This window comes from Amycolatopsis benzoatilytica AK 16/65, from assembly GCF_000383915.1.
Taxonomy (GTDB): Bacteria; Actinomycetota; Actinomycetes; order Mycobacteriales; family Pseudonocardiaceae; genus Amycolatopsis; species Amycolatopsis benzoatilytica.
The window spans coordinates 6,771,580-6,786,639 of record NZ_KB912942.1; the positions used below are offsets into that span (position 1 = coordinate 6,771,580).

Here is a 15,060-nt window from a genome sequence, read left to right on the forward strand (position 1 = left end):
CATGGGCGGGAACTGGTTCGAGGAGTTTCTCGCGCAGGCGCGGAGCCTGACCATGCCGATCGAGGAGATCGTCCAGCACGTCCACGCCAGCAAACCGGAAACCTGGCACGAGGGAAGCGCGGTCGCCAAGCAGCTCGCCGGCGATCAGGAGGCGGTCAGCCAGCAGGTGTCCGAGGTCCTCGGCGGCCTCGAATCGGTCTGGAAAGGGGCGGCCGCGGATCGGGTTTCGCAGCGGCTGCAGATGATCCGTTCCTCGATGTCGGACGCGCAGCAGGCGTTCCACGACAACGCGAGCACGCACGCCTCGACCGCGTCGATGCTGGAGAACCTGCGCAATCAGATGCCTCCGATCCCGCCCATCACCAGCGCTCCGACCAGCGGCCTCGGCCTGTTCAACGTCGACTACTTGAAGCAGGCCGTCGTGCGTTCCGCCGCCGAAGACGACGCGAACCGGGCGTACCAGCAATTCACCAATCAGACCCAGGACAACTCGAGCCAACTCAAGTTCGACTACGGCACGATCGGCAAGTACGACGGCAGCGCGGTCACCCTCAACCAGCCGTCCGGTCCCGGTCCGGGCCCGGACACCGGCCCGAGTCATCCGCCCGCCCACGGGCGTGGCCCGACGCCGGGAACCAACGAGCCGTGGCCGGGCACCAGCGGACACCTCCCGAGAGGCAGCGGGCCGAGCAGTTTTGGCCCCGGCACCAGCTCCGGGCCGGGCGGAACGAGCGCTCCCGGCCCGCAGTCCGGCACCGGTGCCCCGGCTGCCCCGAACGACCGCACCGGCACCTCCAGCTACCAGCCTCCGGCCGGGCTCGGGCCGTCCGGCCTCACTCCGCCCGCCTACCAGCCGGGCGGCTTCGGTCCCGGCGGGTCGGGGAACTCGGGCAACAGTCTCGGCTACACCCCGGGTGTCGGCTTCGCCGGCGGCTTCGGCCCGACTGGCGGCGGCAGCGAGTCCGGTTCGGCGCCACGCGGTACCGGCGGCGTTCCGGGCGCGGGGTCGCGCGGCAGCGGTGGCGCTCCGGGAGCGGGTTCCCGGGCCGGCGCGGGAGAATTCGGCCCGCGTGGCGGTGCCGAGGCAGGCCGGGGCGGTGCGGCCGCCGGTGCCTCCGGGCAGCGCGGCGCGCCAGGCGCGGGGATGGGCGCGGGCGGCGGGCGCGGCAAGAAGGAGGACGACGCCGAGCACGACCGCAAGTACGTACTCGACACCGACGACGTCTTCGCCGGCGAAGACGCCACGGTCGATCCGGCCACCGGTCTCCGGGCGACCCCGCCCACGCTCGGCGCATGACCGGCATCGATCAGACGGTCCTCCTGCCGACCCCGGCCCTGTCCGTCGCCTGGGACATGCTCGACCTCGGCAACGTCCACCCGATGCTCGGCGCACGGCGGCTCTGGGTCGCGGAAAGCGCGCAACGGCAACTGCACGCCGCCACCATCGAATACCTCACCGCGCTCGGCCTCGCGCGCGACGAGACGCCAACGCCGCAGTTCCGGGCGCTGCTGCAGGTCATCGCCTATGCCGAACGCGAGTTCTTCGCCCGCTCAGAGCCGAGCCACGGGCCGAGCCGTTCGGTGCTGATCGCGCAACGAGCCGAGGACGCGGTCCAGGTGATCGCCACGGACGACCGGGTCGAAATCCGGGCGACCGCCCCGACCCGGTTGGCCACCACGCTGTTCGACTTGCTGCCCCCGCTTCCCGGCGCCCCGGTGCGGGCCGTCTCGGTGCCCGGGGCCTCGGACGCGGCACCCGATCCGTTCGACGAGGACAACAACACCCACGAATACTTCAATTCCGTGCTGAGCCAGCCGCGGATCGCCGTGCACCAGCTGTATGTCGCCCGGCGGAGCAACGGAACGCACACCACCGGCGGCCCGATCTACGCGCTGGACCTGGAGTCCGGCCGCGTCCTGACCTACCAGAACACGAACGACCGCAAGGAGCTGATCCCGGGCGATCCACGGGCGATCGTGAAGGTGCTGAACGACGCGATCGGAGCACTCTGAGAGCAGCGCGGGCGGAAAACCCGGGCGGCAGTGCTTCCCCTTCCGGCAAAGGAATTCCCGGCCCCGGGAGGCGCGAATTCCACAGTGGACTAGACCCGTTGCTCCTCGACCGACGGCGGGTGCAGGCCATCCACCAGGCTCGCTGGATTCACGCCGAGACCGTCGGCGAATTTGAGCAGGTTGTGCAAGTTGATGTTGCGCAGGCCGCGTTCGACCTGGCTCACGAACGTCCAGTGCACGCCGGCCCGCTCGGCCAGCTGCTCCTGGCTCAGCCCGGCCTTCACCCGGAATTCGCGCACCCGCACGCCGACCATGCGCGTCGCAGCGGAGATCGGAGGCTTGGCCATGGTCGGTTAATCACACATGTCTACAACCGTGGGATCCAGAGAAGTCATGCCTAGAGAAACGGCATCCTAAGCATCAACGTCTAGGGATCAGGTCACGTGTAATCAATTGCCGACATCGATGTCCACTGTGGACTGTCTATAAGCGACTTCAGGGGTGGCCGAGAACCCTCCGGCCTGGCGGACATCGTCCGGGCGGCGATGGACGGGCTCGAAGCGAAGAAAGCCGTCGCGGTGAAGGCCGAACTCACCCGACACCGCGGTAGCTGCGCCCCGCGTCGCTCACGGCTGGCGGTGAGGCCGCCGGGCAGAGGAGCGACGGCCCGCTGAGGCTGCCCGGGGTGAAGACGCCACGGCCAGCTGCGAGCCGAGCGGCTGTGCCGAGGTGAATCGGCACAGCCGCTTTGGCGATCAAGCGTCGGGCGGCTCGGTCAGATTCCGGGTCCGGTGCCGTTGCCGTTGTTCGGCCCGATGTCGTTCGAGCCGTCGTTCGAACCGGTGCCGTTCCCGTTGTTCTGGCCGTTGGGAATGCGGTGGCGCTGTCCGGGGCCGCCATTGGTGAAGTGGTGGCCGTTGCCGCCGCGATGCTGGCTCGTGCCGGGGCGGTCGGGGTGGTCCGTGGCGGCCATGACGCCGCCCACGACACCGCCGCCGATCGCCAGGCCCAGGACTCCCACCGCGACCAGCTGGGTCGCCCGGTGGCCCACGAAGCGGCGGAACCCGCTCGACTTGGGCGGGGGCAGCGGCATCCCCCATTGACCGGCCTGGGCGTACTGGCCTGGTTGCCCGGCCGCCGGACCGGGCTGGCCAGGCGGAACCTGCTGCCCGGCCGCCGGGCCGGGCTGGCCCGCGGGCGGCACTGGCTGGCTCGGTCGCGTGGGCTGCTCGGACGCCGGGACCGACTGGAACGCGGCTTCGGGCTGCCCGCCCGAACCACCTGGAGCCGGTTCGCCGGAAGGGCCGCCGGTCTCGCCCAAATCCCCCACCCGGCTGAGGTGCTCAGTCGGCTGCTGCCCCTCGGCGCCCGGCCCGTCGGGGCCGGTCGGGGTGGGGGTGTCGTTCTCGCTCATCGTGGTCCTCCGGGCTGCGCGGGCGGGAGGCGGGCCGACCCCGGCTCCCACTCCCGAGGGTGACCGTCGATGCTGTGGAGAAGCTGAATCTCAGCTGTTTAAATCCGCGCCCCGTTCACAGGGAGCGCATCACAGGTAGAACGACAGGAACAAGGTCACGACCCAGGTCGCGCCGAGCACCTGCAGCACCCGGTCCTTCAGCGCGATCTCGTCCGGCGCCCCGGCGTTGCCGCCGTCGACGTCGACCGCGTAACGGAGCACCGCGATCACGAACGGGACCATCGACACGACCGCCCACACCGAGTTGTGCTCGGCCTGGCGGATCTCGAACGCCCACAGGCAGTAGGACATGATCAGGATCGCCGCCGAGGTCGCCCACACGAAGCGCAGGTAGCTCGCCGAGTACTTCTTCAGCGACGAGCGGATCTTCGCGCCGGTGCGCTCGAACAGCATGATTTCCGCGTAGCGCTTTCCGGCCACCATGAACAGCGAACCGAACGCGGTGACCAGCAGGAACCACTGCGACATCGCGATGCTGCCCGCCACGCCGCCGGCGATCGAGCGCATCAGGAAGCCCGAGCCGACGATCGCCAGGTCCACCACCGGCTGGTGCTTGAGGCCGAAGCAGTAGCCGAGCTGGACGGCTTCGTAGACCGCCAGCACGATCGCCAGCTTCCAGTCCGCCGCGAACGACAGGCCGAGACCGGCCAGGAAGAACACCACCGCGGCCGCGTAGGCGACCGGAACCGGCACGATGCCCGCCGCGATCGGCCGGTTGCGCTTGGTCGGGTGGGCCCGGTCGGCCTCGACGTCGACAGCGTCGTTGATGAGATAGACCGACGAGGCAGTGAGCGAGAACGCCGCGAACGCGATGAGCGCGTCCACGACCAGCTCGGTCCGGTTCGTCGCCTTCGAGAACGCGAAGAACGGCGCCGCGAAGACGAGGACGTTCTTCACCCACTGCTTCGGCCGCGCCGTCTTGAGCACGCCGAGCGCGAGGCCCAGCGGACTCGAACTGGCGGCCGGCGCGGCCGGAGCCGGGGCTTCGGCCGCGCCGGCCTTGTCGGCCGCCTCGGCCTTCTCGACCGCTTCGGTCTCCTCGGCGGTCGTTTCGGCAGCCGGTTCCGAGGCTGTCGAGGACTCGGCCGTACCGGACGCGTTTTCGGTTCGCTCGTCGGTCGTTTCGCTCATCGCTTCTTGGTCAGCTTCCGTCGGATCAGACCGCCGACGACGCCTCCCAGGGCGGCTCCGGCAAGAACGTCTGTCGGATAGTGAACGCCGAGCAGCAGCCTCGAGGCGAGCATCGGCGGTACCAGGGCGGGCACCAGGTTACGCCCGGTCAATCCGGAGTAGAGCACCGCCGCCGCTGTCGTCGACGTCGCGTGCGACGAGGGGAAGCTCAGCTTGCTCGGCGTTCCGACCAGGACCTCCACGCTGGGATGGTCTGGACGGGGCCGCCGCACGACCCGCTTCACCGCGATCGACGCGGCGTGCGCGCCCACCACTCCGGCCGACGCGACCAGCCATTCCTTGCGCCGGTCCCGGTCGAGCGCCGCGCCCAGCAAGCCCAGCGCGAACCAACCCGCGCTGTGCTCGCCGAACAGCGACATGCCCCGCGCGACCTGCACGGTGCCCGGCTTCTTCAGCACCTTCTGGGTGCGGGAGAGGACGGCGGCCTCGCCGCGCGGGGTGCCCTTCTCAAGCATCGATCGACCCGTCGAGGGGCGCGCCCTCGGTGAGGTGCGGAGCGATCTTGTTGTCGAACATCGAGAGCGCCGACCCGATCGCCATGTGCATGTCGAGGTACTTGTACGTGCCCAGCCGTCCGCCGAACAGCACGTTCTTCTCGCGCGCCTCGATCTTCGCCAGCTCGCGGTAGCTTTCCAGCTTCTCGCGGTTCTCCGCGGTGTTGATCGGGTAGTACGGCTCGTCGTCTTCCTTCGCGAACCGGGAGTACTCGCGGAAGATGACCGTCTTGTCCTTCGGGTAGTCCCGCTCCGGGTGGAAGTGGCGGAACTCGATGATCCGGGTGTAGTCCACGTCGGCGTCGTTGTAGTTCACGACCGAAGTGCCCTGGTAGTCACCGGTGTTGGCGACCTCGGACTCGAAGTCGACGGTGCGCCAGGTGAACCGGCCCGCCGAGTAGTCGAAGTAGCGGTCCAGCGGCCCGGTGTAGACGGTCGGGGTGCCGGCCGGGATCAGGTCGCGCACGTCGAAGTAGTCGACGTTCAGCCGGATCTCGATGTTCTCGTGCTCGGCCATCTTCTCGAGCCACGCGGTGTACCCGTTGACCGGGAGACCCTCGTAGGTGTCGTTGAAGTACCGGTTGTCGAAGGTGTACCGGACCGGCAGCCGGGTGATGATGTTCGCGCCGAGGTTCTTCGGGTCGTTTTCCCACTGCTTGGCGGTGTAGTCCCGGATGAACGCCTCGTAGAGGGGGCGGCCGATCAGGGAGATCGCCTTCTCCTCGAGGTTCTGCGCGTCCTCGGTCCGGAACTCGGCCGCCTGCTTGGCGATCAGTTCGCGCGCCTCGTCCGGCGTGTGCGACTTGCCGAAGAACTGGTTGATCATGCCGAGGTTCATCGGCAGCGGGTAGACCTGGCCGTCGTGCTTGCCGAAGACCCGGTGCTGGTACCCGGTGAACTCGGTGAAGCGGTTGACGTACTCCCACACCCGCTTGTTGGACGTGTGGAAGAGGTGCGCCCCGTAGCGGTGCACCTCGATGCCCGTTTCGGGCTCGACCTCGGAGTAGGCGTTGCCTCCGAGGTGGTGGCGGCGCTCGAGGACCAGGACCTTCTTGCCCAGCTCGGCCGCGGCCCGTTCGGCAATGGTCAGGCCGAAGAAACCGGACCCGACGACGACGAGGTCGTAACCGCGAAAGTCGTCTTCAGTACTCTTGGCGGAGTTCGTGTGCTCGCTCACGGGCGCTCAGGGTACGCAGTCCGGTGACCGCGGCCCGAACCGACCTCGGCATCCCGCCAGGTTTTACCCGCACTACACACGTGAGAACATGCCTGCACCCGACACCTTCTGGACCTATCTCGGCGCGGTCACCGCCTACTTGGCCGTGCTGGCTGTCCCGGGCGCCCTGATCGGACGTGCCGCGGGACTGCGCGGATGGGCCCTCGCGGGCCTCGCGCCGCTGCTCAGCTACGCCGTCACCGGCCTGGCCGGTCCCTGGCTCGCGATGGTCGGCCTGCGTTACAACGTCCTCACCGCGGCGGCCTGCACGCTGTTGCTGGCGGGCGTCGCGTACGGCGTGCGCCGGCTCTGCCTGGTACGCGGGTGGATCAGGCCGGGCGCGGAGGAACCGCCGGTGGTCTGGACGAACCGGGCGCACTGGGCGGTCGCCGCGTGCGTGGTGGTCGCGGTCGGGCTGTCGATCGCCGTGGTGCTTTCCGCACGGGGCGGCACGACAGCCGTCTTCCAGCGCTGGGACACCGTCTACCACGCGAACGGCATCCGCTACATCGCCGACACCGGCGACGGCTCGCTCACCGGCATGAGCACCATCAACTGGTATCCCAACGGCGCTTTCTACCCGAACGGGTACCACCTGGTCGGCGCGCTGGTGTACGAGATCTCCGGGACGAGCATCCCGGTCACGCTGAACGCCGTCACCATGCCGATCGCGGGCATCTTCGCGCTGTCGATGGTCGCGCTCGTCCGTCAGATGGGCGGCCGGGCGGTGCACGCCGGTTGCACGGCGCTCATCGCCGCAGCGGCCACTACGGGCGCGTACGAGTCGGTTTCGAGCGGCCTGCTCCCGTACGCGCTGGGCATCGTTCTCACTCCGCTGACAGTGGTCGCTCTGCAGCGCTTCCTGGTCCGCCCGGGCGTCGACACCGGGCTGGTGTTCGCGCTCAGCGCGGACGGCCTCCTCGTCGCGCACTCGAGCGCGCTGTTCGGCGGCATCCTCTTCGCCGCGCCGCTGGTGCTTCAGCGCTGGTACCGCTCGCTGCGCAAGCTGCCGGTCGACGGTGTCCCCGAAGGACGCGCCGGGCTGCGCGCGATCGGCCGCGACATCCTGTTCACCATCCCGGTGATGGTGTTCGCCGTTCTGCTGGCGGTGCCGCAGATCTTCGGCGCGATCCAGTTCACCTCCGGCGCGTACCCGTACAACGCGTGGGGCTCGCATCTGCCGGTCATGTCCGCGCTCAACATGCTCGCCACGTTCCAGCAGGTGCTGCACTCGCCGCAGCTGTGGCTGACCGCGCTGCTCGCGATCGGCGTGCTGAGCTTCCTGCGGCTGGGCCGGATGCGCTGGCTGATCGTGTCCGCGCTCGGCCTGTCCGGCCTGTTCGTGCTGGTCACGTCGTACGGCAACGTGCCGCTCGTGATCTCGCTGTCGCGGCCGTGGTGGAACGACCGGTTCCGGCTGATGGCGCTCGCCGCGATCCCGCTCTGCCTGCTCGCCGGGCACGGGATGGCCGAGGTGCAGCGCTGGATCGCCCGGCTGGTCCGGTCGATCGGCTGGGCGAAGGAACGTCCGCAGGTGGTGTCCCGGCTCGGCATCGTGACCGCCGCGGCGGTCGTCGCGGCGACCGCGGTGCTCACCGGCGGCTTCTACCGGACGGCGAACGCGACCGCGGTGTCGTTCCTGTACTACAACGGCCCGGAGGGCGAGGTCACGCCGCCGGTCAGCCCGGACGAGATCGCGGCCATGGAGTTCCTCGGCCGGATGGGCATCCCGCCGGACCAGAAGGTGCTGAACGACCGGCTGGACGGCACTGCCTGGATGTACGCGCTGACCGGGGTGCACCCGGTGGCCGGCCACTACGACGGCAGCGGAGCGATCTCGCCGGACGCGAAATACCTCGCCCTGTACTTCCGCAATTACGACCAGGACCCGCACGTGCGGGAGGCGGTGCGCCGGCTGAACGTGCACCACGTGCTGGTCGGCAGCGGCTCCATCGCGAGGGACGTACCGTTCTCGCCTGGGCTGACCGGTCTCGCCGGAATGGACTTCCTGAAGCTGGAGTACCGCAACCCCGGCGCTCAGATCTACACGATCATCAGGTGAGGCGGGTTTTCGGGACCGCGGCCGCCCCCGCCGCGGTCCCGAAGACCTCCCGTCCCCGGCGCCCTGGAAAAGGGCGCCCACTACCCCCGAGAAGGCGGCCTCCCCGCGAAGCCGCTCCCCCTCTTCTCGTCTGCCTTGACGCCGGACCGGCGGGCCGGGTTTCCCACCTCCGCGCAGGCCACCCGAATGGAGCAGCTACTCGGTTTTCAACCCGGGCAGTACTTCTTCGACGACCTTCTCCAGCACCGATTCGTGCCCCTCGTACGGTCCGCTCGACCGCGGCCAGTGCGCGATGACGTCGGTGAAGCCGAGCTCGCGAGCCCGTTCGGTGGCCTCGCGGAACGCCGCGACGCTGCTCAGCGAGAAAACCGGCGCGGCGTCCAGGCTCAGGTGCCGCTCGATGCCGGCCGGCTCGCGCCCGGCCGCTTCCAGCCGCTGCTCGAACGTACGGACCAGCTCGGCGATGCCGGTCCACCACTCGTCCAGGGTCTGCCCGCCGCGGCCGGTGGTGACCCAGCCCGCGCCGAACCGGGCAGCGAGTGTCATGGTGCGCGGCCCGTTGGCGGCGACCAGGAACGGCAGCCGCGGCCGCTGCACCGTGCCCGGCAGGTTCCGGGCGCCGCGAGCGGTGTAGTACTCGCCGTCGAAATCGAACTTGTCGGTCATCAGCAGCCCGTCGAGCGCCTCGACGAACTCGGTGAACCGGTCCGCGCGCTGCCGCGCGGTGAGCTCCGGCCCGGCCATCACCTGCGCGTCGTAGCGCGAGCTGTCGACGCCCGCGCCCACACCCAGGACGAACCGCCCGTCGGCCACGTCGTCCAGGGTGATCAGCTCCCGCGCGAACGGCACCGGATGCCGCGCGACCGGCGAGGCGACGAACGTGCCCAGCCGGATCCGGGAGGTGACCATGGCCGCCGCGGTCAAGGTGGGCACGGCGGAGAACCACGGGCCGTCGACCAGTGACCGCCAGCCCAGATGGTCATAGGTCCACGCGTGGTCGAAGCCGTATTCCTCGGCCGCCCGCCACTTCGGCTCGGCTGCCCACCAACGGTCCTCGGGAAGAATCACGATGCCTGCTCGCACGGGGCCGACGGTAGCGTCCGGCACCGACGTTCGCTCGCACGGGCAGCGACCGGGAGAATGGGACCCGTGGAGAAACCCCGGTTGGTCGCATCCGATGTCGACGGCACGCTGCTCGGCCCCAGCGAGGCGGTGACGTCGCGCACGATCGCTCTCGTCCGGCGAGTCGTCGAGGACGGCGTCCCGTTCGCCCTGTGCACCGGCCGCCCGCCGCGGTGGATCGCGCCGGTCGCCGGACCGCTCGGCCTCACCGGGTACGCGGTGTGCGCCAACGGCGCGGTCCTGCTGGACATCGGCGCCGACGAGGTGGTCGCTGTGCACGGCGAACTGGCCCCTGACCTGCTGCACGACCTGGCCTCGGCGTTGGACAAGGCGCTGCCCGGCTGTCGGCTGGCGGCGGAACGGGTCGGCGGCGGATCGGCCGACCACGACCTGCGCAACTTCGTGATCGAGCCGGAGTACCACAATCCCTGGGGCGACGAGGAGAGCCGGATCGCGCCGCGCGCGGAGGTGCTGGGCAGGTCCGCGATCAAGCTGCTGGTCAGCCACCGCGGAATGACGTCGGAGGAGATGGCCGAAGCGGTCGGCACGCTGGTCGGCGACGCGGTGGACGTGACGTACTCGTCCTCCGGCGGCTTGATCGAGCTGGCCGCGCACGGCGTGACCAAGGCGACCGGCCTGGCCGAACTCGCGGAGCGCTTCGACGTGCCGTCGGAGGCGGTGATCGCCTTCGGCGACATGCCCAACGACATCGAGATGCTGCAGTGGGCTGGGCACGGCGTCGCGATGGCCAATGGCCACGAATCCTTGCTGGCGGTCGCGGACGAGGTCACCGCGCCGGTCACCGAAGACGGCGTGGCGCAGGTACTGGAGCGCTGGTTCTAACCCGCGGACCGACTCCAGCCTCGTGCGCAGTCGGTCCGTGAAGGGCCCCTTCCGGGAATCCAAGTCCCGCAAGGGGCCCATCACGGACAGCGCGACCCGCTCCACGACGGGAGCGTCAGCGGCGGTCCAGTTCGGCGGCTTCTTCCGGAGTGGGCGCGGTTCCCCCGAGATGCGCGGGCAGCCACCACCGGTCGTCTTCGCCCGAGGGAGTCGCCGGATACTCCGACTGCGCCTTCTCCAGCAACGCCGCCATCCGCGCCCGCAGATCGGCAGTGAGGGCCTCGCAAGACTCCTCGGCCCCAGGACGCATCGCCTCGCCGATCACCACCGAAATCGGCACATGCCGCTTGGTGAGCTCCTTCGGCCGCCCCTTGGTCCACAGCCGCTGCGTCCCCCACAGCGCCATCGGCACCACCGGCACTCCCGCCTCGGCGGCCATCCGCACCGCCCCGGTTTTCAGCTCCTTCACGGTGAACGACCGGCTGATCGTCGCCTCCGGAAACACGCCCACCACTTCCCCGGCCCGCAACCGCTCGACCGCCTCGGCATACGACGCCTGACCGGCGGACCGGTCGACCGGAATGTGGTGCATGCCGCGCATCAGCGGACCGGAGATCCGGTGGTCGAAGACCTCTTTTTTGGCCATGAACCGCACCAGCCGCTTGGCTGGCAGCGCCCCGAGGCCACAGTAGATGAAGTCCAGGTAGCTGATGTGCGTGCACGCGATCACCGCGCCGCCGGTCGCGGGCACGTTCTCCGCGCCGGTGACCCGGAGACGGTTGTCGAGCAGCCGGAACATCAGCCGCGCGGCGGCTATGACGGGCGGGTACACGAGATCAGCCATGACTCCAGGTTACGGGACCGTAAGTTACTCGCCCGTCAACCGAGGCAGTCGGTTCCGCCACACTTCAGCGGCACGCGACGTAGCGGAAGCCGGGTGCCCGGTCGAGTCCTTCGACGAGCCGGCTCGCGTCTTCGGCACGCGGGTACACCGAGATCCAGTACGGCGTGCCGGTGCGCTGGAAGGTCGCGACGCGATACCAGGCGGACAAGTCGTCGGCGCAGTCCTGGTGCGACGCGTAGCCCGATCGATCGGGCAAGGCGAGGGTCGAGCGGTCCGCGTCCAGGCCGACGACGAGCACCTGCGCCCCAGCGCGGCTCGCGAGCAAACCGGGCGTCCCCGCGCTCACGACGGACCCGGGCGGCAGGTAGCGAGCCAGCCAGTCCCCGATCTCCGCCAGCTGCGCGCCCTGGTTGTGCCACGTTCGCACGCTCGCCAGCATCTGCGGGTCCGACACCGACACTGCCACCGCGACGCCGGTGAGCACCGCGGCGGCCGCCGGAACTGCCAGCGATGCGGTACGTGGCCGCGGCGCCGAAGCGAGGACGCCGTACGCCGCCACTGCGGAAACCGCGAGCAACGGCGGTACCGGCGCGAGCAGCCGCCACGACAAGCCGGTATCGGTCTCGAAGATCAGCACGAACGCGACCTGGCAGACGGCGAACGCGAACAACAGCCACAGCGCGGACCGTGCTTGCCCCGCCTGGCCGCGGATCGCGATCAGGAACCCGCCCGCTACTGCCGCGGGTAGCAAGAAAGCCAAGTGCGCCAAGGAAAAACTGCCGAGATATGACCAGTCCGGCCCCAGCGACGGCAGTTCGCCGGAGACGAAGTGGTGGTAGTAGGTGACCCGCCACGCAGTCCACGGCACCAGAAACACGAGCGCGCCCAACACAAATCCAGCAGGAGCCCACCACGTATGCCGTCCGCGCGAGGCCGCGTACGCAAGCCACAGCCCGGCGATGAGCAGGACGACCAGCCCTTCCGGACGCGTCATCACCGCGCCGGCCACCAGCACTCCCGCAACGACCGGACGGCGCGCCACCAAGGCGCACCCGACACAAAGGACCAACAGCGTGAACATCGGCAACTCGGTGCCGGAAGGACCGTACACGGCAAGGCCGTTGGCACCAGCGGTAAGCAGCGCGGCCGCGACGCCGAGCGCGCGCCGCGGCTGCACCCCCGCGGGAAGCGCGAGCACGACTATGCGATTAGTGAGGAAGTATGCCGCTGCAACGCACCCGAGCGCGGCAGCAGCGCTGAGCACGACCGCGGTAGCAGGCACGGCCGCGTCGAACGCCGCGCGCGGCAACGCGATCACCACGAGCCACAGAAAGTTCGCGTATCCCTCAGTGCGGTCGCCCGCGTTGAAAACCGGACCAGCGCCGTCCGCGATGTTCTGCGCGTACCGGAAACTGGCATACGCGTCTTCCGTCACCGTGGCGAACAGCAGCTGATGCAGCAACGCGAACCCGAGAACGAGCGCCAAAGCCGCGATCCGCCACCGCCGGTCGTGCGCGATCCGCTGCCACGCGGCAATGACCAGCGCGGCCAGCACCAGCCATCCCCCCACGACCGCGTAAATCACGCGTCCCCCTGCTTCCCGCGCCCCTCACCCGTCCGGCCGAGCCCCCGCCGGACCGTCTTCACCGGTTCCAGTCAAGCGCGCCGCTACGCTTCCCGGACATAAGCCGTTCGGGTGTATATGCGGCCAGCTAACCTGGGCAGCGATTCCGATCCGCCACCCGAGGGCAAGGCGGACACCCCCACCAGTTGAGGAAGACTGTGCCGAGCGAACCCTCCTTGCTGTCCGTAGTGGCGAGCATCGCTTGCTGCCTGCTCGTGCTCGGGATTCCCGGGCTGATCACCGGTGCGCTGGCCGGCCTGCGCGGCTGGCTGCTAGCCGGCGTGACGCCACTGCTGAGCTACGCCATCGGCGGCCTGGCCGGCCCGTGGATGCACGTCATCGGGCTTCCGTTCAATGTCTGGACCTATCTGCTGACCACGGCGATCTTCGCCGCTGTCGCGTTCGGAGTCCGGCAGCTGACCGTGCGCCGATGGCCGCCCGAGCCGGAGCAGCGGGTCTGGGAACCGCGGGCGAACTGGGCAGTCGGCGCCTGCCTGGTGCTCGCGGCCGCGATCGGTTTCTACGCCGCCGTACGCGGCATGGGCCACCTCGGCGCGATCGCGCAGGGTGGAGACGCTCCGTACGCGGCGAATGGCGTGCGCTACATCGCCGAGTCCGGCAATGGCAGCCTCTTCGGCACCGGCAGCGTGAACTGGTACGGCGACGCTTCGCCGCCGTTCTACCCGAACGCCTACCACCTGCTCGCGGCCGTGCAGTACCAGCTGAGCGGCGGTTCGATCCCGCTCACGCTCGACGTGAACACCGCGCTGCTGCCGGGTCTGCTCGCCCTTTCCCTGGTCACGGTGGTGCACGTGTTCCGCGGCCGCGCGGTGCTCGCCGGAGCGGTCGCGCTCGCGTCCGTCGCGCCGGTGATGAGCACCTACGAGTCGATGGACCGCGGTCCGCTGTACCCGTTCCTGCTGGGCTTGGCGCTTACCCCGCTCGCCGCCGTGGTGCTGCGCCGCTACCTCGACCGGGTCGCCCCGGACACCGGCCTCCTGCTGATCGCGGGGGCGGTCGGCCTGCTCTGCATCCATTCGTCCGCGTTGTTCGGCGCGATCCTCTTCGCCGCCCCGCTGCTGGTGCAGCGATGGGTCGGGCAATGGCGGCTGATCGGCCGGGATCTGCTGGCGCTGCTGCCGATCGCGGTGGTGTCGGTGCTCGTGGCGGGGCTGCAGCTGTTCGGCGCGATCGGGCTGGCGAACAGCTCGCTGCCGTACTGGGGCTGGCCGATCGAACGGCGCGCGACCGACGCGCTCGGCGTCCTGCTCGGCTTCCAGCACTTCGAGAAGTTCCCGCAGGTGTGGCTGTCGGTGGCGCTGCTGTTCGGTTTCATCTTCTTCCGCAAACTCGGCGCACTGCGCTGGATCGGACTCACCGCACTGGCCACCGGGTTGTTCTACATCGCGGTGGCCTCGTCGGACGCCAAGCTGGTGATGGCGCTGTCGCGGCCGTGGTGGGACGACCCGTACCGGTTCGTGTCGATGGCGATCGTGCCGCTGTCGTTCATCGCCGGCCATGGGGTCGCCGCACTGCACGACTGGCTGAAACAACGGCTCCCGTCCCGAGTGCCGCCCGCCGCGCTCGCCGCGCTGGTGTTCCTGGGCTTCCTCGGCGTTACGAAGGGCCTCTACGCGCGCACCAACGGGGATATCGTCTCCGCCGGCTACCGCGCCGCCAATCCGCGCACCCTGGTCATCACGCCGGACGAGGAAAAGGCGATGGTCGAACTGGGCAAGCTGGCCAAGCCCGGCGAGTGGGCGATGAACGACCGCTTCGACGGCACGGTTTGGACCTATGCGCTGAGCGGCGTCCGCACCGTCGCCGCACACGACGACCAGACGAGCCCGCCCACGGACGCGCTGACCCTGGCGCTGCATTTCCGGGACTACGACACCGATCCGCAGGTGCGCGCGGCGGTGAAACGGCTCAACGTGCACTGGGTGATCCTCGGCCGCCCGGCGGCACCGCCGAAGCCCGCGTACTCGGACAAGGGGATGATCGGGCTGGAAGGCAAGCCGTTCCTGCGCGAGGCTTACCGCAACCAGGACGCGGTGATCTACCAGCTGGTCGGCTGAGCGGCGTTTTCCGGACGGCGGCAGGGTTTCCCTGCCGCCGTTCCGCTTTTCCGACCGCTCAGCGTCCGTATTCCAGACGGACGGCACCGACCGGGCCAA

Annotated in this window: 13 protein-coding genes; 5 read left to right on the forward strand and 8 right to left on the reverse strand. The window is 69.7% G+C overall.

What is annotated here, in order from left to right:
* Position 1 precedes the first annotated feature (1 nt).
* On the forward strand, positions 2-1,297 hold the full coding sequence (locus AMYBE_RS43530; RefSeq protein ID WP_020663381.1) for a WXG100 family type VII secretion target: 1,296 nt from the start codon (positions 2-4) through the stop codon (positions 1,295-1,297).
* Positions 1,294-2,013, forward strand: coding sequence for an ESX secretion-associated protein EspG (locus AMYBE_RS0131530; RefSeq protein WP_020663382.1), 720 nt, complete (start codon positions 1,294-1,296; stop codon positions 2,011-2,013). The genes AMYBE_RS43530 and AMYBE_RS0131530 overlap by 4 nt, the downstream gene beginning before the upstream one ends.
* 89 nt (positions 2,014-2,102) lie before the next feature.
* On the opposite strand, the gene AMYBE_RS0131535 is transcribed toward AMYBE_RS0131530, so the two are convergent.
* The 5 genes from AMYBE_RS0131535 to glf all read right to left on the reverse strand — a co-directional run bounded on the left by AMYBE_RS0131535 (position 2,103) and on the right by glf (position 6,349).
* Positions 2,103-2,360, reverse strand: a complete 258-nt coding sequence (locus AMYBE_RS0131535; RefSeq protein WP_020663383.1) for a helix-turn-helix domain-containing protein — start codon at positions 2,358-2,360, stop codon at positions 2,103-2,105.
* A 428-nt stretch (positions 2,361-2,788) separates the two neighbouring features.
* Positions 2,789-3,427, reverse strand: a complete 639-nt coding sequence (locus tag AMYBE_RS42720; protein WP_020663384.1) for a hypothetical protein — start codon at positions 3,425-3,427, stop codon at positions 2,789-2,791.
* A 129-nt stretch (positions 3,428-3,556) separates the two neighbouring features.
* Positions 3,557-4,618: a decaprenyl-phosphate phosphoribosyltransferase gene (locus tag AMYBE_RS0131545; RefSeq protein WP_020663385.1), complete on the reverse strand. Its 1,062-nt coding sequence runs from the start codon at positions 4,616-4,618 to the stop codon at positions 3,557-3,559.
* Positions 4,615-5,133: a phosphatase PAP2 family protein gene (locus AMYBE_RS0131550; RefSeq protein WP_020663386.1), complete on the reverse strand. Its 519-nt coding sequence runs from the start codon at positions 5,131-5,133 to the stop codon at positions 4,615-4,617. Before AMYBE_RS0131550 ends, AMYBE_RS0131545 begins: the two co-directional genes overlap by 4 nt.
* Positions 5,126-6,349, reverse strand: a complete 1,224-nt coding sequence (gene glf, locus AMYBE_RS0131555) for a UDP-galactopyranose mutase (RefSeq protein ID WP_020663387.1) — start codon at positions 6,347-6,349, stop codon at positions 5,126-5,128. The genes AMYBE_RS0131550 and glf overlap by 8 nt, the downstream gene beginning before the upstream one ends.
* Before the next feature lie 88 nt (positions 6,350-6,437).
* Here glf and AMYBE_RS0131560 point away from each other — a divergent pair, with 88 nt between their 5' ends.
* Positions 6,438-8,450, forward strand: coding sequence for a DUF6541 family protein (locus AMYBE_RS0131560; RefSeq protein WP_020663388.1), 2,013 nt, complete (start codon positions 6,438-6,440; stop codon positions 8,448-8,450).
* Positions 8,451-8,645: 195 nt separating this feature from the next.
* Here AMYBE_RS0131560 and AMYBE_RS0131565 read toward each other — a convergent pair whose 3' ends face one another.
* Positions 8,646-9,533, reverse strand: a complete 888-nt coding sequence (locus AMYBE_RS0131565) for an LLM class flavin-dependent oxidoreductase (protein WP_027928207.1) — start codon at positions 9,531-9,533, stop codon at positions 8,646-8,648.
* A 57-nt stretch (positions 9,534-9,590) separates the two neighbouring features.
* Here AMYBE_RS0131565 and AMYBE_RS0131570 point away from each other — a divergent pair, with 57 nt between their 5' ends.
* Positions 9,591-10,415 carry an HAD family hydrolase gene (locus AMYBE_RS0131570; protein ID WP_245573285.1) on the forward strand — a complete coding sequence of 275 codons (825 nt, stop codon included), beginning with the start codon at positions 9,591-9,593 and terminating at the stop codon, positions 10,413-10,415.
* A 115-nt stretch (positions 10,416-10,530) separates the two neighbouring features.
* Here the strand turns inward: AMYBE_RS0131570 and AMYBE_RS0131575 are convergent, their stop codons facing one another.
* Positions 10,531-11,259 carry a lysophospholipid acyltransferase family protein gene (locus AMYBE_RS0131575; RefSeq protein WP_020663391.1) on the reverse strand — a complete coding sequence of 243 codons (729 nt, stop codon included), beginning with the start codon at positions 11,257-11,259 and terminating at the stop codon, positions 10,531-10,533.
* Between the two features lie 64 nt (positions 11,260-11,323).
* Positions 11,324-12,844 (reverse strand): hypothetical protein, encoded by a 1,521-nt coding sequence (locus AMYBE_RS0131580; protein WP_020663392.1) that lies wholly within the window; start codon positions 12,842-12,844, stop codon positions 11,324-11,326.
* Positions 12,845-13,041: 197 nt separating this feature from the next.
* Here AMYBE_RS0131580 and AMYBE_RS0131585 point away from each other — a divergent pair, with 197 nt between their 5' ends.
* A complete protein-coding gene (locus AMYBE_RS0131585; RefSeq protein WP_051124804.1) occupies positions 13,042-14,961 on the forward strand; it encodes a DUF6541 family protein in 1,920 nt (639 codons plus the stop codon).
* Positions 14,962-15,060 lie beyond the last annotated feature (99 nt).

Bases quoted from the DNA above. Each gene is read 5' to 3' on its own strand.
- AMYBE_RS43530 (WP_020663381.1), top strand. From the start codon at position 2: ATGGGCGGGAACTGGTTCGAGGAGTTTCTCGCGCAGGCGCGGAGCCTG.
- AMYBE_RS0131530 (WP_020663382.1), top strand. From the start codon at position 1,294: ATGACCGGCATCGATCAGACGGTCCTCCTGCCGACCCCGGCCCTGTCC.
- AMYBE_RS0131535 (WP_020663383.1), bottom strand. From the start codon at position 2,360: ATGGCCAAGCCTCCGATCTCCGCTGCGACGCGCATGGTCGGCGTGCGG.
- AMYBE_RS42720 (WP_020663384.1), bottom strand. From the start codon at position 3,427: ATGAGCGAGAACGACACCCCCACCCCGACCGGCCCCGACGGGCCGGGC.
- AMYBE_RS0131545 (WP_020663385.1), bottom strand. From the start codon at position 4,618: ATGAGCGAAACGACCGACGAGCGAACCGAAAACGCGTCCGGTACGGCC.
- AMYBE_RS0131550 (WP_020663386.1), bottom strand. From the start codon at position 5,133: ATGCTTGAGAAGGGCACCCCGCGCGGCGAGGCCGCCGTCCTCTCCCGC.
- AMYBE_RS0131560 (WP_020663388.1), top strand. From the start codon at position 6,438: ATGCCTGCACCCGACACCTTCTGGACCTATCTCGGCGCGGTCACCGCC.
- AMYBE_RS0131570 (WP_245573285.1), top strand. From the start codon at position 9,591: ATGGGACCCGTGGAGAAACCCCGGTTGGTCGCATCCGATGTCGACGGC.
- AMYBE_RS0131575 (WP_020663391.1), bottom strand. From the start codon at position 11,259: ATGGCTGATCTCGTGTACCCGCCCGTCATAGCCGCCGCGCGGCTGATG.